Source organism: Shumkonia mesophila (genome assembly GCF_026163695.1).
Classification (GTDB): Bacteria; Pseudomonadota; Alphaproteobacteria; order Rhodospirillales; family Shumkoniaceae; genus Shumkonia; species Shumkonia mesophila.
The window spans coordinates 1-21,152 of the sequence record NZ_JAOTID010000002.1; the positions used below are offsets into that span (position 1 = coordinate 1).

Here is a 21,152-nt window from a genome sequence, read left to right on the forward strand (position 1 = left end):
TCCAGCCCACATGTTGAATCACATTCCTCCAAAAAGGGGAATCCCTTTCGATTCTATCCGGTCGGATAACGCTCTAGCGGCGGTATGGGGCATGGCCGAGAGCGACGGAAACACTCCGGAACGGCCGCTGACGGACGAGGAACGCCAGGCCATCGCGCGGGCCGAGGCGGTGGTTGCCGGGCTGACCGGGCAGTATCTGGCGGCGGCGGCGGTCGACCTCGCCGGGCTCAAAGACGCCGCCGGCCGTCTGGCGGCCGACCCGGCGGGGCGGGCCTCGCACCTCGATCGCCTGTTTCGGATCGGCCACGACATGAAGGGCCAGGGCGCCACCTTCGGCTATCCGCTGGTCACGGCCATCGGCAACCGCCTCTGCCGGTTCATCGAGAAGCGGCGGGAAACCCTGGACGACGCCGGGGTGGCGGTCGTGCGGCGCCATGTCGAGGCGCTTGATCGGGTGCTGGGCGAGAGGATGCAGGCGGTCGACACGCCCGAGGCCGAGGCCCTTCTCGTCAGCCTGGACGAGGTGGCCGCCGCGGCTGGCAGTTAAAATTTCGGTGACAGTGCACTAAATTCGACGGCATTTCCCGTTCCAGGTGGGCGCCGTTATTGCCGCGAATTTAGTGCACTGTCACCGAAATTGCCGCTGGGCGTCAGCCGCCGAGGGAGGCGTGGAAACCCTTGAGCCAGGCCAGCCGTTTCTCGGTCTGCTCGAGGTCGTGGTCGAGCCAGGCCACCAGGAAGCCGGGGTCCTCGCCGTAATGCTGGCGCAGGGCGTCGAGGCGGGCCAGTTCGTTCTCGCACACCTCGATCAGGTGATCGGCCTGCGCCCGCCGGTCGTCGTCGCCGAGCAGGTGCAGGAAGCGGAACTTGAGCGCCACGATCAGCTTGTTGAGCTCGGCGGCGCCCAGGCGCAGGCGGGCGGTCAAAAGGGCGCGCAGCTCGCGCCGCCCGGCCTCGGTGACGCGCAACTCGGCGTCGTCGGCCATGCCCTGGCCGTCGATGGCCTCGATCAGGCCCTCGTACTTCAGCAATTCGACCGACGTGCCCATCAGGTCGAGCGACGGCCCCAGCGTGTGGCCGACGAACTGGCGGATGGAATGGGCCAGCGCCGAATAGCGCAAAGGGCCGCCGGCCAGCGTGCCCAGGGCGCACAGGCGGATGGCTTCCTTAGGGGTCAGCGTGTTGTCGGCATACATGACAAAGAGTATAGGGCGCGCGTGCCGCCAAGTCCACCGGTGAGAACGGTTCTTAGCTGGCGAGGGACGGTTCGGTGCGGTGGCACCGCGCATTGACGGCACCGGGGGCGACGCCGCAGAATGGCTCGTCCGGGCCCGCCCGGCGGGGGAGAACGAGAGAGGAACCGAGAAACGTGGCAGAGAAGACCCCGGCCCTGGTCGTCGAGGAGATCCACAAGCGCTTCGGCGACCTGGAGGTCCTGAGGGGCATCAGCCTGACCGCCAACGAGCACGATGTCATTTCCATCATCGGCTCGAGCGGATCGGGCAAAAGCACCTTCCTGCGCTGCATCAACCTGCTGGAAATCCCCGACAGCGGCCGCGTCGAGGTGGCGGGGGAGCTGATCGAAATGCGCCGTCTGCCCGACGGCCGCTCGGTGCCGGCCAGCCACAAACAGGTCGACCGCATCCGCTCCCGGGTCGGCATGGTTTTTCAGGGCTTCAACCTGTGGTCCCACATGACGGTGGTGCAGAACGTCATCGAGGCGCCCATCCACGTGCTCAAGCTGCCGCGCAAGGCGGCTCTCGAGCGGGCCGAGGCCCTGCTGGAGAAGGTCGGCATCGCGGACAAGCGCAACCACTATCCCGCGCAGCTTTCGGGCGGCCAGCAGCAGCGGTGCGCCATCGCCCGCACGCTGGCCATGGAGCCCAAGCTGATTCTTTTCGACGAGGCCACGTCGGCGCTCGATCCCGAGCTGGTGGGCGAGGTACTGAAGGTCATCCGCGACCTGGCCCTGGAAGGCCGCACCATGATCATGGTCACCCACGAGATGGGCTTTGCCCGCGAGGTATCCGACCAGATCGTCTTCCTGCATCAGGGCAAGGTCGAGGAGATGGGCTCGCCCGCGCAGGTCTTCGGCAACCCCGCCTCCGAGCGCTGCCGCCAGTTCCTCGCCAGTACGCTGTGATCGTGGCACGGCGCAGGGACGGTCCGGCTTCACCTTGACCGGCCCTACCAATTCGGTCATGTTGACCACGTGGTTGATTTGTGCCCGTTTCGGGCGAAACGACCCGCGCGTTCAGCGCGGGCCCCTTGTATGGAGGGAGGTTGCATGATGAAGAAACTCGGCCTGTTGGCCGCACTCGCGGCCGGAGCGACGTTGGCCATCGGGGCCCCGGCCTCGGCGGAATGGAAGCCGGACAAACCCGTCCGCATCATCGTTCCGTGGGGCGCCGGCGGCTCGACGGACCAGGCAATTCGCGCCATCGCGGGCGACCTCGAAGCGGGGCTCGGCCAGAAGGTGGTGATCGTGAACCAGCCGGGCGGCGGCGGTGCCATCGGCACCCAGACCGTGCTCGACGCCCCCAAGGACGGTTACACGTGGGGTTCCGGGGCGATTCACGATTTGGCCTCTTATCCGGTCCGCGGCACGATCAATACGCGGATCAAGGATTGGCACATCTATCTCGACTCGATGAACGCCACCGTCATCTCGGTCGGTCCGGACTCGCCGATCAAGGACTTCGGCGAGTTCGTCACCTGGATGAAGACGAAGCCAAACGGCCTGTCGGTGGCGATTGCCGGCATCCCGTCGGCCGGGCACACGACGATCGAGCAGATCAAAGCCCAAGTCTCTGGCGGCAATTACAAGCCGGTTTCATACGATGGCGGCAATCCGGCGATGATTTCGACGGTTGCCGGCGAGACGATGGCAACTACGCAGTTGATGTCGGAGCAGATCGAGATGATCCGCGGCAAGAAGCTGCGTCCGATCGCCCTCATGGCCACTGAGGCGGCCGAGGTTGAAGGAGCGGGCAGGGTCGAGTCGGTCAAGAAGTGGCTGCCCAAGCTCGATCCGACGCCGTACTACTTCGGCATCTGGGCGCCCAAGGGTGTGCCGGCCGACGTCGTCGCCAAGATGAACGACGTGTGGGAAAAGCACGTCAAGAAGTCGGCAGCCCTCAAGCAGTGGGCGAAGGACAAAGGCCAGGTGGTCTTCCCCTACTATGGCGAGGACGCCCTCAAGAGGGTGTGGCCGGCCATCCTCACGGCGGTATGGAGCCTGCATTCCGCCGGTCAGGCGAAGGTCAATCCGGCCGATCTCGGCTACGAAAAGCCGTAAGACCGTAGTTCAGTCGGCGGGCCTCCTTCCGGGAGGCCCGCCCCCTTTATCTGGCGATACGCACCGATGAAACCCGATACCCTGACGAAGGCCGACCTGATCACGGGTCTGGTCCTGATCGTTTTCAGTCTGACGTTGATTGAAGAATCCTGGCGCATGCCGCGCCTGGAACAACTGGGCGTACACCCGTCGAGCGTGCCGGGCCTGGTGCCGGGCCTCCTCGGCGTCATTCTGCTGATCCTCGGCGCCGTCCTGACCGTCCGTTCGGTCAGGCGCGGCGGCCATCATCTGGGCATTACCCGCGAGAACACGGGCCAGACGATCCGCCAGCCGGGCAATCTGCGCCTGCTCATCACCCTGGTGCTGTGCGTCGTCTACGCCGCCTTCATGATCGGCAACATGCCCTATTGGCTGGCGACCGGCATCTTCACCTTCCTGTTCATCGCCCTGTTCGAGTGGCGCCCCGAGGCCGAGCGCCGGGCGCGCGTGCGCGGACTGGCGTTTGCCGCCGTCATCGCGGCCGTTGTCGCGGGGGCGGTGACCTGGGTCTTTGCCAACCTTTTCCTGGTGACGCTGCCGTGAACCTGCTTGAAAACCTGCTTTCGTTCCTGGCGGCCATCGGCGATTTCCTGACGCCGACGGCGCTGTTCCACGTCGCGTGGTCGACGCTGCTCGGCATCGTCATCGGCGCCCTGCCCGGGCTGACCGCGACCATGGGTGTGGCCCTGATGACGACGCTGACCTACAAGCTGGCGCCCGACCTGGCCGTGCTCATTCTCATCTGCATGTACGTCGGCGCCATCTACGGCGGCAGCCGCACGGCCATCCTGCTCAACATCCCCGGCACCCCCGCCAACGCCGCCACCACGCTCGACGGCAATCCCCTGGCCAGGCAGGGCCTGGCCGGCAAGGCGATGGGCATCGCCACCTCGGGATCGGTTCTGGGCAGCATCATCGGCATGTTCTTCCTGGCCACGCTGGCGCCGCTGCTGGGCACCTACGCGCTCAAGTTCCAGTCCTACGAGTTCTTCTGGCTGGCCATCTTCGGCATCGTCATCTCCGGCCATCTGACCGCGCTGGACGATCCGCTGAAGGGCTGGATCGCCGGCTTCCTCGGGCTGAGCGTGGCGATGGTCGGCCAGGAAGGCATCCACGCCTATCAGCGGTTCACCTACGGCACCACCGAGCTGCTCGGCGGCTTCGCCTTGATTCCGGCCATGGTCGGCGCCTTCGGGCTTGCCGAGGTGCTGACCGTCATGCGCAATCCGGTCGCCGAGATCGTGACGACGGCCCGCGACAGCGTCATCCCCAAGCTGGGCGAGGTGTTCCGCTATTGGCGCACCATCATCCGCAGCGGCATCATCGGTACCGGCGTCGGCATCATCCCGGGGGTGGGCGAGGACATCGGCGCCTGGGTGTCCTATGCCGCGGCACGCCGCAAGAGCAAGGAGCGCCATCTGTTCGGCAAGGGCTCGATCGAGGGGCTGATGGCCGCCGAATGCGGCAACAACGCGGCCGTGCCCGGCGCCCTCATTCCGGTGCTGACCCTGGCCATTCCGGGCTCCGCCCCGGCCGCCGTGCTGCTGGCCGCCATGTTCATCCACGGCGTGCGGCCGGGTCCGATGATCATGGTCGAGAACCCGCATTTCGTCTATCAGGTGGTGGCCATGGTGCTGTTCGCCACGCTGGCCATGCTGGTCTTCGGCCTGTCGATGACCAGGCCGCTGCTCAAGGTGCTGTCGGTTCCGCGCGAGCGCCTGATGCCGATCGTCTTCGTGCTGTGCGTCATCGGCTCCTACGCCATCGCCGAGCGGCTGTTCGACGTCGGCGTGATGATCGCCTTCGGCATCGGCGGCTACATCCTGCGCGAAATGAAGTATCCGATGGCGCCCCTGGTCCTCGGCATCATCCTGGGCGACATCCTGGACAAGAGCCTCAGGCGCGGCTTGGTGCTGAGCGATGGCGATCTCACGCCGTTCTTCACGCGGCCGATCTGCGCCGTGCTGTTTCTGATCACGTTAAGCTCGGTCCTGATGAGCATGCCGCCGTTCCGGCGGCTGATCGGCCGCATGGTGGCCGCGGTGCTTCCGGGCCGGTCCTCCCGGGAGGGCAACTAACCGGCAAGGGTGGCGACGAGGGAGGGTGCGATGCGAATCGCCCTGTGCAACGAAGTCATTCGTGAACTCGATTTTTCCGCCCAATGCGACATGGCGGCCAAGCTTGGCTACATGGGGCTGGAGGTCTCGCCGTTCACCCTGGGCGACCATCCCCACCTGCTGACGGCGGGCCGGCGGGCCGAACTGCGCCAAGCGGCGACCGAGGCCGGCATCGCCATCACCGGGCTGCACTGGCTGCTGGTGACGCCGCAGGGGCTCTCCATCAACGCCCCCGACGAGGCCATCCGGAAAAAGACCGTCGACGTCATCGAGCGCCTGATCGGTCTGTGCGCCGATCTCGGCGGCCAGGTGATGGTGCACGGCTCGCCCAAGCAGCGGTCCATCCCCGAGGGGGATGACGCGGCGGCGGCCCGCGGCCGCGCCGTCGAAACGCTGGCGGCGGTGGCCCGCGCCGCCGAGAAGGCCGGCATCATTTACTGCATCGAGCCGCTGGCCCGCCACGAGACCAACTTCGTCAACACCGTCGCCGAGGCGGCGAAACTGGTCGACGAGATCGGCAGCCCGGCCTTCCGCACCATGATCGACACCAGCGCCGCCGGGCTGACCGAAACCGTGCCGGTCGCCGACCTCATCCGCAAGTGGCTGCCCACCGGCAGGATCGCCCACATCCAGCTCAACGACACCAACCGGCGGGCGCCGGGCCAGGGCACCGACGCCTTCGGGCCCATCCTCTCGGCGCTCAAGCGGATGAAGTATGGCGGGGTGGCGGCGGTGGAGCCCTTCATCTACGAGCCGGACGGCCCGACCACGGCGGCGCTGGCCATCGGCTACGTCCGCGGCATCCTCGAAACGTTGAAGTAGACGGCGCGGCCCCCTCCATTTAGTCAACCATATGGTTGACAAAGCGGTGGCGGGCGGTTATCTGGAAGGCAGGCGGGCCATCGGCCGGCCGGTGGCAGGTGGGGTGCGCGATGGACGCCACTCCCCGAGAATGGACGAGAAGGAAGGATCGAGAACATGGCTGAGAAGCGCCTTGGCGTCATCATGAACGGGGTGACGGGCCGCATGGGGACCAACCAGCATCTGGTCCGCTCGGTGCTGGAGATCAACAAGGAAGGGGGCGTCGTGCTCAAGGACGGCACGCGAGTCGTGCTCGACCCCATCCTGGTCGGCCGCAACGCCGACAAGGTGAGCCGCCTGGCCAAGGCGCACGGCGTGGAACGCTGGACCACCGACCTCGACGCGGCGCTGGCCGACAAGAAGGACGAACTGTTCTTCGACGCCGCCAGCACCCAGTTGCGCGCCGCCCTGGTCAAGAAGGCCATTACCGCCGGCAAGCACATCTATGTCGAGAAGCCGACCGCCGACACCCTGGAGGACGCACAGGAAATCTACCGCCTGGCCAAGAAGGCCGGCATCAAGCACGGCGTCGTCCAGGACAAGCTTTATCTCCCCGGCCTGCTCAAGCTCAAGATGCTGCGCCAGGCCGGTTTCTTCGGCCGCATCCTGTCTTGCCGCATCGACTTCGGCTACTGGGTGTTCGAGGGCGACCTGCAGCCGATCCAGCGGCCGAGCTGGAATTACCGCAAGGCGGACGGCGGCGGCATCGTGCTCGACATGATGCCCCACTGGCGCTATGTGGTCGACAACGTGTTCGGCAACATGACGGGCCTGTTCTGCATGCCGGTCAACCACATCGAGAAGCGCTGGGACGAACAGGGGCAGCCCTATAAGGCCGACTGCGACGACGCCGCCTACGCCATCCTGCAACTGGAAGGCGGCGCCGTGGCGCAGATCAACTTCGACTGGAACGTCAGGGTGCGCCGCGACGATCTGGTGACCTTCAAGATCGACGGCACCCACGGTTCGGCGGTGGCCGGGCTGGTCGACTGCTGGACCCAGGAGCGGGTCAACACGCCGCGCCCGGTGTGGAACCCCGATACCTCGGTGGCGACCGACTATTTCAAGGACTGGCAGAAGATGCCGACCGTGCTGCCGCCCCAGAACGCCTTCAGGATCGAGTGGGAGATGTTCATCCGCCACCTGTACGACGGCGCGCCCTTCCCGCACGGCCTGCTCGAAGGGGCGAAGGGCCTGCAGACCGTCGAGCTGGCCTTCAAGAGCTGGGCCGAGAAGCGCTGGGTCGAGGTGCCGAAGCTGGAAGACTGAATAATTTTGGGGACACCATAATTTTGGGGACACCATACTTAATTCGCCCGAGATTTTGCCGCTCTGCGATCGGTGTTCGTTCCGCGAATTAAGTATGGTGTCCCCAAAATTGCCCAAATTAAGTATGCTGTCCCCAAAATTGCCCAAAATTCGAGTACGGATGGAGTGGGTGAGGGAGGCACATGGCTATGGCTAAGGACCGCAAGGTTGCGCTGATCACCGGCGGGCGCCGGGGGATCGGCTTTGGCATCGCCAAGGCGCTGGCCGCGCAGGGCCTGGACATCGCCATCAACGGCGTCAGCCCGGAAGACGGCGCCGGTGCCGCCATCGCCGAGCTTGGGGCCCTGGGGGCCGAGGTTCTCTACGTCCAGGGCGACGTCGCCGATCCCGCCGACCATGCGCGCATGGTCGAGGCGGTCAAGGCCCGCTTCGGGCGGCTCGATGTGCTGATCAACAACGCCGGCATCGGGCCGCGCTCGCGCGACGATATCCTGACCGCCACCCCCGAAAACTACGACCACGTCATGCAGACCAACCTGCGCGGTCCCTACTTCCTGACCCAGCGCGTCGCCAACTTCATGGTCGAGCAGAAGAAGGCCGATGCCGCCTTCGAGGGCATGATCGTCTTCATCACCTCGATCTCCTCGACCGTGGTGTCGGTCAATCGCGGCGAGTACTGCATCTCCAAGGCCGGGCTTTCCATGGCCGCCCAGCTCTATGCCGTGCGCCTGGCCGAATTCGGCATCCCGGTGCACGAAGTCAGGCCCGGCATCATCGCCACCGACCTCACCGCCGGGGTCAAGGCGAAGTACGACAAGCTGTTCGCCGAGGGGCTGGCGCTGCTGCCGCGCTGGGGCACGCCCGAGGACGTCGGCCGGGCGGTCGCCGCCCTGGTGCGTGGCGACCTCGCCTATTCCACCGGCCAGGTCATCATGGTCGACGGCGGCATGCAGATTCAGACGCTTTAGGCGGAGCCCTCGGCCCGCCGGACGGGAAAGGTGAGAAGCATGGGTGACATCCGCTATCCGCTGTCGTTCAACCAGGTCACGGCCAAGACCAAATGGACCCTGCGCCAGGCCATCGAGGGGTGCGCCCGGCACGGCGTCACCGGCATCGCGCCGTGGCGCGACAAGCTGGCCGAATGCGGCGTCAAGGCGGCGGCCAAGCTGATCCGCGACACCGGCCTGACGGTTTCCGGCCTTTGCCGCGGCGGCATGTTCCCGGCCCCCGACGCCGCCGGCCGCAAGGCCGCCATCGAGGACAACCTGCGTGCCCTCGAAGAGGCCGTCGCCATCGACGCGCAATGCCTGGTCCTGGTCTGCGGCGGCCTGCCCGACGGGTCCAAGGACCTCGCGGGCGCCCGCCAGATGGTCAAGGACGGCATCGCTGCCATCCTGCCGCATGCGCGGTCCGCCGGCATGCCGCTCGCCATCGAGCCGCTGCACCCCATGTACGCGGCCGACCGCAACTGCATCAACACCATGGCCCAGGCCAACGACATCTGCGACGCCCTGGGCGAGGGCGTCGGCATCGCGGTCGACGTCTATCACCTGTGGTGGGACCCCGACCTCAAGGCCGAGATCGAACGCGCCGCCAAGGCCGACCCCCGGCGCATCCTCGCCTACCACATCTGCGACTGGCACTACGACACCAAGGACCGGCTGCTCGACCGCGGCATGATGGGCGACGGCGTCATCGACCTGCCGCTCATCCGCAAATGGGTGGAGGACGCCGGTTACGAGGGCTACGCCGAGGTCGAGATCCTGTCCAGCCGCTGGTGGGACGCCGATCCCGACGAGGTGATGCGCCTTTGCGTCGAGCGTCACCGCACGGTGTGCTAGCCCTTCCCGCGTCGGGCGAGGCGGGCAAAGATCGTCGCCCCAGGTTGTAACGGCCGTAAGACGTGCTTACGTTGTAAACGGTTAGTGGAGCCCGTTTCGGTACGGGTGCCGCTTTGTATGGCGGCGGTATGTTCTTGAGGCCATTCGGACAGCAGACAATCGTCCGCATGGGGTGGGGTGGGGAAACACGGCCCCCGAGCACAAAACGATAACCGATCGGCCGCGACGGACGATCCTTCGTTGGGATCGAGCCGAAGACGGACCTCGGGCGATTTGTGGTTTTTCATGACCTAGGGGGGTCACCATCTATGGAAAGTCTTCGTAAGGTCTGTGCCTTTGGCGCCATCGCGGCGGCCCTTGCCGGCTGCGAAGGACTGGAACTGGGGCAGGCGGGGCCGGCCGATGTCGACCTGGCGCCTGCTGTCGCGCAGCAGGCACTGCCGGGTCCGTTCATGATTTACTTCAACTTCGACAGTACCAAGGTGACGGCGGAGGGGCAGAAGGCGGTGGCCTCGGCCGCGGCGGCGGTCGCCGCCTTCATGCCGGCCGCCGTCATCGTTACCGGCCATGCCGATCGCGCCGGTCCGGACGCCTATAACGTGGAACTCTCGAAGCGGCGCGCCGAGGCGGTGGCCCTGGCCCTTGTCCAGGCGGGCGTAACGGCCGGCATCGAAATTTTCGTCGCCAACTATGGCGAGGCCGAGCCGCAGGTGCCGACCGCCGACGGAAAGCGCGAGCCCAGGAACCGGCGGGTCAGCATTGCCCTCAGGCGGACTTCCGCACAATTGCAATCGAGCGGAGAAGGCCACCGGTAGGCCCCGGTGAAGGTTGTATTGGCGGATTGCCGGCTTGCGATGTACAATGATGCGCATAAAGCCCGCGTCGGCGTGGGCGTTGCTTGCACGGCAACGGGGTGTTCTTGAGGCCTTCGGGCGGCCGGTTTACCGCCAGGATGGGGGGTGGGGCGCAAGACCCCAACCATAACAATGATAAGTCGATTCGTCTTTGGGACGTCAACCTGGGCCAGCAGGCCTGGGTTGCACCAGATATAAGTTCGATCGACTTTTTGGACCAATAACCAAGGGGTTACTTCCATGTTGAAACTTGGAAAAATTGCTGCTTTCGGATTGATCGCCATGGGGCTTGCCGCTTGTGGAACGGACCTCGGCACGGCCAAGTCGGTCAGTCCCAAGGGATCGGCCTTCGACCAGCACCTCTACGCGGAATACATCACGCTTTCGCAGATGGAATATGACGAGGCCGACTACAAAGATTCCGATACCTTCGCGCTGCGCGCCATCGCTGCCGGTTCGGGCAAGTCGCCGGCCCCGGAGGCGATCGGTGCCCGTAAGCTGCCGGCCGAAAAGGTCGGCGAGTTGACGGCGGCGCGCGGACGCCTGGTCGCCGTCCTCGGCGCCGGCGCCGCCAACAGGCTGCCGCAACCGGCGGCCCGCGCCCAGGCCATGTTCGACTGCTGGATGCAGGAGCAGGAAGAAAACTTCCAGCCCAAGGACATCGCCGCCTGCCGTGCCGGCTTCGACGAGGCCATGGCCAAGCTCGAAACGGCGCCGAAGCCGGCCCCGATGGCGGCCGCGCCGGCGCCGATGCCGGCGCCGCAGCCGGCGCCCGGACCCTTCCTGCTGTACTTCGACTTCGACAGCGCGAGCGTGACGGCGGAGGGCCGGAAAGTAGTGGCCGCGGCGGCCAAGGCGATCGTCGCCGGCAAGCCGGCCAGCGTCGTCGTTACCGGCTACACCGACCGCGCCGGATCGGACACCTATAACATGGTCCTCTCGAAGAAGCGGGCCGATGCGGTGGTCGCGGCTCTCAAGCAGGCGGGCGTGGGGTCCACCCCCGTCGTCGTCAACTATGGCGAGGCCCAGCCTCAGGTGCAGACCCCCGATGGGCAGCGCGAGCCCAGGAACCGCCGGGTCAGCATCGTCCTCAAGTAGCCGGTCGAATGAACGAGGCGGGGCGGCCCTTGAAGGGCTCCCCCGCCTTTTTTTTCCAGATGGGTCGGTTTGCAGAAAGGATAGGTCATGAAAAAGGGACTTCTTATCGGTGGCGGCGTCGTTGTCGTCGTTATCGCCGTGGCGGTGTTCTATCTGTGGTCCAACCTGGGCTCGGTGATCAAGGCCGCGGTCGAGAAGTACGGCTCCGAGATCACCCAGGCCAAGGTTACCCTGAACGCGGTCGACCTCTCCGCCTCCTCGGGCGAGGGGTCGCTGAAGGGGCTGACCGTCGGCAACCCCGCCGGGTTTGCGACGGACAGCGCGTTCCGGCTGGGCGCCGTCAGCCTCAAGGTCGACACCGGCTCCATTACCGGCGATCCCATCGTCATCAACGAGGTCGTCATCCAGGCGCCGGAAGTGACCTACGAGTGGGCCACCGGCGGCAGCAACCTCGACGTCATCAAGAGAAACATCGACGCCTTTACCCAGAAGATGGGCGCCGGCAAGTCCGCGTCGTCCGATGACGGCGCCGGCAAGAAAGTGATCATCGAGAACCTGTATGTGCGCGACGGCCGCGTCGATGTCGCCGCCCAGTTCCTGCAGGGCAAGAAGATGGGGACGCCGCTTCCCACCATCCACCTCAAGGACATCGGCAAGGAGAAGAAGGGCGCCAGCGCCAGCGAGGTGGCCGACAAGGTGATGTCGGCGATCATCGCCTCGGCCGGCAAGGCGGTATCGTCGCTCAACCTGGACGACTTGGCCAAAAAGGCCGGCGCGCAGCTTGACGCCGTCAAGGGCCAGGCCGGCGACATCATGAAGAAGGCGACCGAGGGCGCCGGCGGCACCGGCGACACCCTCAAGGAAGGCGCCGCCGGTGCCGGCGACGCCATCAAGGGCCTGCTGGGCGGCAAGAAGTAGGAAGACAACATTTTCCCTCTCCACCCTTCAGGGGGGAGAGGGAGGGGCCCGCGCCATCGGCGCGGGAGGGTGAGGTGGGCCTCGCAGATTCTGGAATTTCCCACCTCACCTCGATCCTCTCCGCCCCCAAGGGGCGGAGAGGATGGGTAAGCGGGCGGCACGCCCTATCCCCTGAAATGCCCCGGGTCCATGGTCGCCGGGCGGGTGACGAGGGGGGCGAAGTCCATGCGCTCCAGGATGTCGCGGCGGATGTCGACGCCGGGGGCGACTTCGGTCAGTTCCAGGCCGGCCCTCGTCAGCCTGAAGACGGCCCGCTCGGTGACGTAGACCACCTCCTGGCCGCTTTGGCGGGCGCGGGCCGCGCTGAAGGTCAGGTGGCGGACGGCCTTCACGAACTTGCGGGCCTCGCCCGGCCGTTCGATCCGGATCGCCCCGTCGGCCAGCGCCACCTTCAGGCCCTTGGCCTCGAAGGTGCCGCAGAAGACCACCTTGCGGGCGTTCTGCGAGATGTCGATGAAGCCGCCGGTGCCGACCAGCCGGCCGCCGAGGTGCGAGACGTTGACGTTGCCCAGGGCGTCGACCTCGCCCATGCCGAGGCAGGTGATGTCGATGCCGCCCCCTGAATAGAAGTCGAACTGCTTGACCGAACTGACGATGGTCTCGGGATTGACGGCGGCGCCGAACAGCGCGCCGTCGATGACGGCGCCATTGTGGCTGCCCTGCTCGACGCTGATCCAGTACTGGTCCAGCGTTCCCGCCTCCAGCAGCATGTTGGCGATGCCGCCGGGGATGCCGAAGCCGAAGTTGACCACCTGGCCCGGCACCAGCTCGGCGGCGGCGCGTCTTGCGATCACCTGGCGGATGCCGGCCTGGGGTGCCGCGTTGATCAGCGGGCGCGGGTCGGCGGCCCGCGCCTGGCCCGACAGTTCGGGCTCGTAGGCGGCGCGATGGGTCTGCTTCTGGCCGGGATCGACGGCCACCCAGTCGACCAGCACGCCCGGCACCCGGATGTCGCGCGGCGGCAGGCTGTGCGCCGCCACCCGCTCGCGCACCTGGGCGATCACCCGGCCGCCCGAGGCATGTGCCGCGGTGGCCACCGCCGAGACGTCGAGGTCGGCCGGCTCCTCGATGGTGCTGATGTTGCCGCGCGGATCGGCATAGGTGCCGCGCACGATGCCGACGTCGACCGCAAACGGGCGGTAACGTAAAACCTCGCGGCCGTCGATTTCCATCAGCTCGACGATGTCCTCGGTGGTCCGCGCGTTGGCCTTGCCGCCGCCCAGGCGCGGGTCGACGAAGGTGCCCAGGCCGACGTGGGTGAACAGGCCGGGGCGGCCGGCCCCGATCTCGCGCAGCAACTGCATGATGGCGCCGCCCGGCAGGCAGTAGGCCTCGATGGCGCCGGCCTCGGCCATCGCCTGCAGGCGCGGCGACCAGCTCCACAGGCCGATGACGGCGCGCTTCAGCAGCCCCTCGTGGGCGAAATGGTTGATGCCCCGCGTATGCTCGGCGTCGCCGAAGCCCAGCGCGTTGACCAGCGTGAGATCGCGCGGGTGGCCGGTGGCCAGGAAGCGGGCCTCGATGGCGGCGCACACGGCTTCCGGTTCCAGCAGGCCGCCGCCGGCGGCGGTGATGGCGACGGTGGCGCCGTCTTCGATGCGAAGGGCGGCGTCGGCAGGGCTCATGAACAGGGTGGGCATGGCGATGGGGGCTCTCCGGCCGGCGTGGGGTCGCGGTCTTGTTTGCCGTTGACAGGGATACACGACTGCGCGTAACTGGTCAACTAGACAGCTAGTTCGCTTAAAAGGGGCTCGCGGCCATGATGGCCAACACCGTCAAGCTGATCGCCGACCGCCTGCGGAAAATCGAAGTGAAGTCGCCCTCCCACCTGATCATCGAGCAGATCCGCGGCCTGGTCGCCGAGGGGGTGCTGAAGCCCGGCCAGAAGCTGCCCTCCGAGCGCATCATGTCGGAGCGCTTCGCGGTCAGCCGCGGCATCGTGCGCGAAGCCCTGCGCCGCCTGGAATTCTATGGCGTGCTCAAGACCCTGCCGCAGAGCGGCACCGTGCTGGAGAACATCGGCGCGCCGACGCTGGCCGTGCTCATCGACAACGTGCTGGAAATCCCGGGCAACGACTTCGCGACCCTGGCCGAGGCCCGCCTGGTCATCGAGGCGCATACGGCCCGCCTTGCCGCCGCCCACGCCAGCGACGCCCAGATCGCCGAGATCCGCCGGGTCCACGCCCGCTTCAGCGGCGTGGCCGGCGACAACCGCAAGGCGCTGGAGGAGAACATGCTGTTCCACCTGCGCATCGCAGGCGCCTCGGGCAACGCCGTGCTGCGCTCCTTCGTCAGCCAGATCGAGCCCGAGATCATGAAGTTCTCGATCCAGCTCGACGCCTACCGCGACAACCGCATGCCCGACATCATCGCCGAGCACGAGGCGGTGGTCGAGGCCATCGAGCGCCGCGACCCCGAGGGCGCCGCCGCCGCCATGGCCCGCCACCTGGAAAACGCCCGCACGCACGACGCCGCCCTGGTCGCCGAGGACGAGGACGACTTCGTCCCGCGGCCCGACGCCGCTCCCGGCCGGCGCAAGCGCAAGCCAACCCGCCGGCGCACCCAATAGAACTTCGTCGCCCCCAGGGCGGCGCCGTCAAGACGGAGGAACGACCATGTACCTGAACGAGCAGCACGAAGCCATCCGCGAGATGACGCACGATTTCGCGGAAAAGGAGATCCGGCCCTTCGCCGCCGAATTGGACGAGAGCGAGCGCTTTCCGGCCGAGATCTTCGACAAGATGTGCGAGCTCGGCCTGTTCGGCATCTGCGTTCCCGAGACGTGGGGGGGCGCGGGGTGCGACGTGCTGTCCTACGCCGTCGTCATGGAGGAGCTGTCGCGCGGCTATTCGGCCATCGCCGACCAGTGCGGCCTGGTCGAGCTGATCTCGACGCTGCTCAACCAGTACGGCACCGAAGCCCAGAAGGAGAAGTACCTGCGGCCGCTCCTGAAGGGCAAGCTGCGCTGCGCCTATGGGTTGACCGAGCCGGAAGCGGGGTCCGACCTTGCCAACGTGCGCACCACGGCGGTGAAGGACGGCGACGGCTGGCGGCTCAACGGCAACAAGATCTGGATCAACAACGCACCCGTGTGCGATTTCGCCCTGGTGCTGACCCGCACCGACAAAACGGCCGGGCATCGCGGCATGAGCATCTTCATCGTCGAGCGAGCCTATCCCGGCTTCAGCTCGGGACCCAAGGAGCACAAGCTGGGCCAGCGCGCCTCGCAGGTGGGGGCGCTGGAATTCGACAACGTGCCGCTGCCGGCCGAGGCCCTGTTGGGCCCCGAGAATCGCGGCTTCCACATCATGATGAGCATTCTGGAAAAGGGCCGCGTCGGCATCGGCGCCCTGGCCGTCGGCATCGTCCAGGCGGCGCTCGACGCCTCCATCGACTACGCCAAGGTGCGCCGGCAGTTCGGCAAGAGCATCGGCGAGTTCCAGGGCGTGCAGTGGATGCTGGCCGACATGGCCAAGGACCTGACGGCGGCCCGCCTGTTGGTGCACAACGCGGCGCTGAAGCTGGATCGCGGCGAAAGCGCGGCGCTGGAATCCTCGATGGCCAAGTGCTTTGCCGGCGACGCCGCGGTGGCGCACGCCAGCAACGCCGTGCAGATCTTCGGCGGCAGCGGCTACATCCGCGGCTTCGAGGTCGAGCGGCTGTATCGCGATTCCAAGATCACCCAGATCTATGAGGGAACGAACCAGATTCAGCGTATGATCATCGCCCGCAATCTGCTGAAGTAGGGCAGGCTCGACGCGGCGGCGCCCCCCTCCCTGCCCCTCCCCCGCGGAGGGGGGAGGGGACGCCGCCATACCCTTTCTCCCTCTCCCTTCACGGGGGAGGGTTGGGGAGGGGGTGAATCGACCGCGACGACAAGGGGAGGGAGGATCTCATGGCGGCATCGTCATCCAAGGGCGCCGGTCGCGCGCCGGTGGCCCTGGTCACCGGCGGCCAGCGCGGCATCGGGCGCGGCTGCGTCTATGCCCTGGCCGAGGCCGGCTTCGACGTCGTGGTCAACGACCTCGAGCGCTCTCCCGACGCCACGGAGACGCTGGACGGCGTCGCCGAGCGCGGCCAGCGGGCGGCCTTCGTCAAGGCCAACCTGGCCGAGATCGATCAACACCCGCGCCTGGTCGAGGAGGCGGCGGGCGCCTTCGGGGCCCTGGACTGCCTGGTCAACAACGCCGGCGTCTCGGTGCTCAGCCGCGGCGACCTGCTGGACGTTTCGGCCGAAAGCTTCGACCGCTGCATCGGCGTCAACCTGCGCGGCACCTTCTTCCTGACCCAGCAGGTTGCCCGTTGGATGCTGGCCCATCCGGCCGCCGAGGGCGATCCCCTGCGCTCCATCGTCACGATTTCTTCCAGCAACGCCCGCCTGGTCTCCATCGCCCGCGGCGAATACTGCATCTCGAAGACCGGACTGGCCATGATGACCCAGCTGTTCGCCGTGCGCCTGGCCGAGGAGGGTATCGGCGTCTATGAAATCCGCCCCGGCCTCATCCACACGCCGATGACCGCCAAGGCCGAGGAGTATTACGACCGCGCCATCGCCGAGGGCATCTCGCCGATCCGCCGCTGGGGCGAGCCCGAGGACGTCGGGCGCACGGTGGCGACGATGGCGACCGGCGGCCTGCCCTTCACCGTCGGCCAGGCGGTGTGCGTCGACGGCGGCATGTACATCCGGCATTACTGACGGCCGACTCATGAGTCGCGTCCGGAAATTTCCCCACCTCACCCCGACCCTCTCCCCCCCGTTGGGGCGGAGAGGGAGAAGGCGCGGAAACAGCCCTCTCCGCCGACGGGGCGGAGAGGGTGGCGCGTCAGCGCCGGGTGAGGTGGGGTCGAGCCGCCATCCGAGCGGCATTTCGATCATCTTGAGGAGCCAACCATGGCGGAACTGAAACCGGGCATCTACTGGTACGAGGACCTGGAGGTCGGCGGCACCTACACGACGCCCGGCATCCTGGTCACCGAAACCCATATCGCCGGCTTCGCCGGGCTGACCGGCGACTTCTTCGAGGTCCACACCGACGACGAATTCGCCCGCAGCCTCGGCTTCAACGGACGCATCGCCCACGGGCTCCTGGGCCTGTCGATGACCGACGGCCTCAAGAACCGCTCGGAGGTGCGCATCAAGGCCATCGCGTCCCTGGGGTGGAACTGGAAGTTCCTGGGGCCGATCCACGTGAACGACCGAATCCAGGCCGACATCACGGTCAAGGCCCTGCGCCCGACCCGGAAGCCGGGGCGGGGAATCGTCACACTCGGGTTCCAAGTACGGAACCAGCATGGCGAAGTGGTTCAGGAAGGAGAGAACCTCATGATGATTCGCATGCGGGAAGGTGAAACAATCGAATAAAAATGACGGTCAGTCGAATCGCCTCTTTTCCTGGGGCGGCCGATGCGTATACCTTGCGGCCGTTTCGAAACCCCGGAACATCCTTTTGGGAAGGAACGAACGATGTCGGATATCTACCAGAAATTTCATGATCTCGGGATCATCCCGGTGGTCGCCATCAACGACGCCAAGCACGCCGTGCCGCTGGCCAAGGCGCTGGTGGCGGGCGGCCTGCCGGTCGCCGAAATCACTTTCCGCACGGACGCCGCCGAGGAGTCCATCAAGCGCATCGCCAAGGAAGTGCCCGAGGTCATGTTGGGCGCCGGCACCGTGCTGACCGTCGAGCAGGCCAAGCGGGCGGTCGCGGCGGGCGCCAACTACATCATCTCGCCCGGCATCGAGCCCAAGGTGGTCGGCTGGTGCGTCGAGAACAACATCCCGGTGACGCCGGGCGTGGCCTGTCCCAGCGACATCGCCATGGCGTTGAGCTTCGGGCTCGAGGTGGTCAAGTTCTTCCCGGCCGAGAACATCGGCGGCCTGCCGGCCATGAAGGCCATCGCCGGCCCCTACGGGATGATCAAGTTCATCCCCACCGGCGGCATCAGCGCGGCCAACCTCAACACCTATCTGGCCTATGACAAGGTGCTGGCCTGCGGCGGCAGCTGGATGGTCAAGTCCGAGCTGATCGCCGCCGAGAAGTTCGGCGAGATCGAGCGCCTCACCCGCGAGGCGGTGCTGAGCATGCTGGGCTTCGGCCTGGCGCACGTCGGCATCAATACCAAGGACGACGGCGAGTCGCTTTCCGTCGCCAAGAAGCTGGGCGGCCTGTTCGCCCTTCCCGTCAAGGAAGGCAACAGCTCCAACTTCGCCGGCACCATCGCCGAGGTGATGAAGGGCAAGGGCCCGGGCACCAACGGCCATATCGCCATCGCCACCAACGACATCGAGCGGGCCATGGCTTTCCTGCGCCGCTCGGGCGTCGAGTTCGACATGGCCTCGGCCAAGGGCCCCGAGGGCGGCTCGATCAAGGCGCTGTACCTGAAGGAAGAGATCGCCGGCTTCGGCGTCCATCTGCTGCGGCGCTAGCCGGAGAATGGGAATGCGCGGGCGGCCCCCCTCCCTGTCCCTCCCCCGCAAGGGGGGAGGGAACGATGCACCGGGCCGCTCCCTCCCCCTTGATGGGGGAGGGTTGGGGAGGGGGTGGCCTCCGCCTCGCCGGGCCCATGCAGGAGTTTGAACCACACTGATATCCGCAACACCGGGGGGGCTCGTCCGGGGACCCGGCCGCTTGGGCGGCCGGGGATAGGCCCCTCCCGCACGAAGGAGAGTACGAGACCATGACCAAACGCATTGTCACTTTCGGCGAGATCATGCTCCGCCTGAAATCGCCCGGCTTCGAGCGGCTGTTCCAAAGCCCGACGCTGGAAGCCACCTTTGGCGGCGGCGAGGCCAACGTCGCCGTGTCGCTGGCCAATTACGGCCTGGATGCGGCCTTCGTTTCGGTCCTGCCCAAGAACGACATCGGCGAGGCGGCCATCGCCGAACTGCGCCGTTTCGGCGTCGACACCTCGCTGATCGCCCGCGGCGGCGACCGCGTCGGCATCTACTATCTCGAAAGCGGCGCCAACCAGCGCGCCTCGAAGGTGGTCTACGACCGCGCCCATTCCTCGATCGCCGAGGCCAAGACCGGCACCATCGACTGGAAGGCGGCGCTGAAGGGCGCCGAGTGGTTCCACGTCACCGGCATCACGCCGGCCATCAGCCAGGCGGCGGCCGAGATGACCATGGAGTCGGTCAAGGCGGCCAAGGCGATGGGTATCACGGTGTCCTGCGACTTCAACTACCGCGGCAAGCTGTGGAAGTGGGGCAAGAAGGCCCCCGAGGTGATGACCGAACTGGTCAAGTTCGTCGACGTCGGCATCGCCAACGAGGAGGACTGCCAGAAGTCGCTGGGCGTCACGGTGGAAGACGTCCACGTCGAGAGCGGCGAACTGGACACCGCCAAGTACGAGGCGCTGAGCGCCAAGATGCTGCAGGTGTTCCCCAATATGAAGATCATCGCCATCACGCTGCGTGAAAGCAAAAGCGCCGATCACAACGACTGGGCGGCCTGCCTGCGCGACAAGGACGGCTTCAAGCTCAGTCGCAAGTACTCGATCACCGACATCGTCGATCGCGTCGGCGGCGGCGATTCCTTCGGCTCGGGCCTGATCTACGGCCTGCTCACCTATAAGACCCGCCAGGAAGCGCTTGAATTCGCGGTGGCGGCGAGCTGCCTCAAGCACTCGATTATGGGCGACTTCAACCGCATGTCGGTCTCCGAGGTCGAGAAGCTCAAGGGCGGCGACGCCTCGGGCCGCGTCCAGCGCTAACCGAAGCGCGAAAAAGTTGCCGGCGGGGGTGGCGCGGCCGCCCCCGCCGTTTTATTCTGTCGGCGTTCTGTCAACAAAATTGTCGACAACTTGAGCCTCAGGGAAAAGCGTCATGTATAACCGCGTGCTGCTCACCGGCGCCAACGGCGTCATCGGCAAGGTCCTGCGCGAGGCCCTGCGCGGCGTCTATCCCGTGCTCCGCCTGTCCCACCGCCGGCCGTTCGGCGACGCCCTGCCGGGCGAGGAGATCGTGCTCGCCAACCTCGACAACATGGACGAGGTGGACGCCATGATGGAAGGCGTCGACGCCGTCATCCACCTGGGCGGCAAGGCCGAGGAGGGGACCTGGGACGTCGTGCTGAAAAGCAACATCATGGGCGCCTACAACACGCTGGAGGCGGCCCGGCGCCACAAGGTGAAGCGCTTCATCTTCGCGTCCACCAACCACATCATCGGCTATTACCGGCGCGACCGGAAGCTGACGGTGGACGACCCGCCGCGCCCCGACTGCCGCTACGCCGCCACCAAGGTGTTCGGGGAAGCCTTGGCCCGCATGTACGCCGACAAGTACGGCATGAGCGTCATCTGCCAGCGCATCGGCTCGTTCCAGCCCAAGCCCTTGAACGTGCGCATGCTGAGCGGCTGGTGCAGCCATGGCGACATGATCGAGCTGACCAAGGTCTGTCTGAACGCGCCGCAGGACACCCACTTCGAGATCGTCTGGGGCGTTTCCGGCAACACCCGGGGCTGGTGGGACAACACGCCGGCCTTCAAGCTGGGCTTCGTGCCCAAGGACAATTCCGAGGACTACGCCCCCGAGATCTTCGAGGCCCAGCGCAAGGCGCGCGAGGAGGCCAAGAAATCCAAGAGCGCCGTCACCGACGTCGCCGACCAGGCCGCCGTGGTCGCGGCCATCAAGGCGGTGCAGGCCGAGGAACCGCCGGCCGAGGGCCTGTTCCAGGGCGGCCCCTACTGCGCCATGGAATTCGAAGGCGACCTCGACAAGATCAAGTAGCCGGCCCACGTAGGGCCTGACGGTTGCGGGGTGCCGCCGATCTTTTCTCGTCACTCCCGCGAAAGCGGG

The 21,152-nt window shown here is 66.7% G+C and carries 21 protein-coding genes; 19 read left to right on the forward strand and 2 right to left on the reverse strand.

What is annotated here, in order from left to right:
- Nucleotides 1-91: 91 nt before the first annotated feature.
- Nucleotides 92-547 (forward strand): Hpt domain-containing protein, encoded by a 456-nt coding sequence (locus ODR01_RS03460; protein ID WP_316976214.1) that lies wholly within the window; start codon nt 92-94, stop codon nt 545-547.
- A 103-nt stretch (nt 548-650) separates the two neighbouring features.
- Here ODR01_RS03460 and ODR01_RS03465 read toward each other — a convergent pair whose 3' ends face one another.
- Nucleotides 651-1,196, reverse strand: coding sequence for a hypothetical protein (locus ODR01_RS03465; protein WP_316976215.1), 546 nt, complete (start codon nt 1,194-1,196; stop codon nt 651-653).
- Between the two features lie 173 nt (nt 1,197-1,369).
- Here ODR01_RS03465 and ODR01_RS03470 point away from each other — a divergent pair, with 173 nt between their 5' ends.
- The 11 genes from ODR01_RS03470 to ODR01_RS03520 all read left to right on the forward strand — a co-directional run bounded on the left by ODR01_RS03470 (nt 1,370) and on the right by ODR01_RS03520 (nt 12,295).
- The gene (locus tag ODR01_RS03470; protein ID WP_316976216.1) at nt 1,370-2,143 is read left to right on the forward strand and encodes an ABC transporter ATP-binding protein; all 774 of its coding nucleotides are present in this window, start codon (nt 1,370-1,372) and stop codon (nt 2,141-2,143) included.
- 144 nt (nt 2,144-2,287) lie between these two features.
- On the forward strand, nt 2,288-3,298 hold the full coding sequence (locus ODR01_RS03475) for a Bug family tripartite tricarboxylate transporter substrate binding protein (RefSeq protein WP_316976217.1): 1,011 nt from the start codon (nt 2,288-2,290) through the stop codon (nt 3,296-3,298).
- A 66-nt stretch (nt 3,299-3,364) separates the two neighbouring features.
- The gene (locus ODR01_RS03480) at nt 3,365-3,880 is read left to right on the forward strand and encodes a tripartite tricarboxylate transporter TctB family protein (protein ID WP_316976218.1); all 516 of its coding nucleotides are present in this window, start codon (nt 3,365-3,367) and stop codon (nt 3,878-3,880) included.
- Entirely contained in the window at nt 3,877-5,415 is a 1,539-nt protein-coding gene (locus ODR01_RS03485; RefSeq protein ID WP_316976219.1) for a tripartite tricarboxylate transporter permease, read from the forward strand. Before ODR01_RS03480 ends, ODR01_RS03485 begins: the two co-directional genes overlap by 4 nt.
- A 30-nt stretch (nt 5,416-5,445) precedes the next feature.
- Complete coding sequence (locus ODR01_RS03490; protein WP_316976220.1) at nt 5,446-6,276, forward strand: sugar phosphate isomerase/epimerase family protein; 831 nt, start codon at nt 5,446-5,448, stop codon at nt 6,274-6,276.
- A 156-nt stretch (nt 6,277-6,432) separates the two neighbouring features.
- Entirely contained in the window at nt 6,433-7,584 is a 1,152-nt protein-coding gene (locus ODR01_RS03495; protein ID WP_316976221.1) for a Gfo/Idh/MocA family protein, read from the forward strand.
- A gap of 188 nt (nt 7,585-7,772) precedes the next feature.
- Nucleotides 7,773-8,552 (forward strand): 3-ketoacyl-ACP reductase, encoded by a 780-nt coding sequence (locus ODR01_RS03500; RefSeq protein ID WP_316976222.1) that lies wholly within the window; start codon nt 7,773-7,775, stop codon nt 8,550-8,552.
- 39 nt (nt 8,553-8,591) lie between these two features.
- Nucleotides 8,592-9,425 carry a sugar phosphate isomerase/epimerase family protein gene (locus tag ODR01_RS03505; RefSeq protein ID WP_316976223.1) on the forward strand — a complete coding sequence of 278 codons (834 nt, stop codon included), beginning with the start codon at nt 8,592-8,594 and terminating at the stop codon, nt 9,423-9,425.
- Nucleotides 9,426-9,733: 308 nt separating this feature from the next.
- Nucleotides 9,734-10,240, forward strand: coding sequence for an OmpA family protein (locus tag ODR01_RS03510; RefSeq protein WP_316976224.1), 507 nt, complete (start codon nt 9,734-9,736; stop codon nt 10,238-10,240).
- A 279-nt stretch (nt 10,241-10,519) separates the two neighbouring features.
- The gene (locus ODR01_RS03515; RefSeq protein ID WP_316976225.1) at nt 10,520-11,377 is read left to right on the forward strand and encodes an OmpA family protein; all 858 of its coding nucleotides are present in this window, start codon (nt 10,520-10,522) and stop codon (nt 11,375-11,377) included.
- An 87-nt stretch (nt 11,378-11,464) separates the two neighbouring features.
- Nucleotides 11,465-12,295, forward strand: a complete 831-nt coding sequence (locus tag ODR01_RS03520) for an AsmA family protein (RefSeq protein WP_316976226.1) — start codon at nt 11,465-11,467, stop codon at nt 12,293-12,295.
- A 164-nt stretch (nt 12,296-12,459) separates the two neighbouring features.
- On the opposite strand, the gene ODR01_RS03525 is transcribed toward ODR01_RS03520, so the two are convergent.
- Complete coding sequence (locus ODR01_RS03525; protein WP_316976227.1) at nt 12,460-13,995, reverse strand: acyl CoA:acetate/3-ketoacid CoA transferase; 1,536 nt, start codon at nt 13,993-13,995, stop codon at nt 12,460-12,462.
- Between the two features lie 119 nt (nt 13,996-14,114).
- On the opposite strand from ODR01_RS03525, the gene ODR01_RS03530 reads away from it, so the two are divergent.
- The 7 genes from ODR01_RS03530 (at nt 14,115) to ODR01_RS03560 (ending at nt 21,083) form a co-directional block, all read left to right on the forward strand.
- Nucleotides 14,115-14,924 carry a FadR/GntR family transcriptional regulator gene (locus ODR01_RS03530; protein ID WP_316976228.1) on the forward strand — a complete coding sequence of 270 codons (810 nt, stop codon included), beginning with the start codon at nt 14,115-14,117 and terminating at the stop codon, nt 14,922-14,924.
- 46 nt (nt 14,925-14,970) lie between these two features.
- A complete protein-coding gene (locus tag ODR01_RS03535; protein WP_316976229.1) occupies nt 14,971-16,101 on the forward strand; it encodes an acyl-CoA dehydrogenase family protein in 1,131 nt (376 codons plus the stop codon).
- Between the two features lie 149 nt (nt 16,102-16,250).
- The gene (locus tag ODR01_RS03540; RefSeq protein ID WP_316976230.1) at nt 16,251-17,051 is read left to right on the forward strand and encodes a 3-ketoacyl-ACP reductase; all 801 of its coding nucleotides are present in this window, start codon (nt 16,251-16,253) and stop codon (nt 17,049-17,051) included.
- A gap of 195 nt (nt 17,052-17,246) precedes the next feature.
- Nucleotides 17,247-17,717: a MaoC family dehydratase gene (locus ODR01_RS03545; protein ID WP_316976231.1), complete on the forward strand. Its 471-nt coding sequence runs from the start codon at nt 17,247-17,249 to the stop codon at nt 17,715-17,717.
- A 102-nt stretch (nt 17,718-17,819) separates the two neighbouring features.
- Nucleotides 17,820-18,782, forward strand: coding sequence for a bifunctional 4-hydroxy-2-oxoglutarate aldolase/2-dehydro-3-deoxy-phosphogluconate aldolase (gene eda, locus ODR01_RS03550; RefSeq protein WP_316976232.1), 963 nt, complete (start codon nt 17,820-17,822; stop codon nt 18,780-18,782).
- 251 nt (nt 18,783-19,033) lie between these two features.
- Nucleotides 19,034-20,068: a sugar kinase gene (locus ODR01_RS03555; RefSeq protein WP_316976233.1), complete on the forward strand. Its 1,035-nt coding sequence runs from the start codon at nt 19,034-19,036 to the stop codon at nt 20,066-20,068.
- Between the two features lie 112 nt (nt 20,069-20,180).
- On the forward strand, nt 20,181-21,083 hold the full coding sequence (locus tag ODR01_RS03560) for an NAD-dependent epimerase/dehydratase family protein (RefSeq protein WP_316976234.1): 903 nt from the start codon (nt 20,181-20,183) through the stop codon (nt 21,081-21,083).
- Nucleotides 21,084-21,152 lie beyond the last annotated feature (69 nt).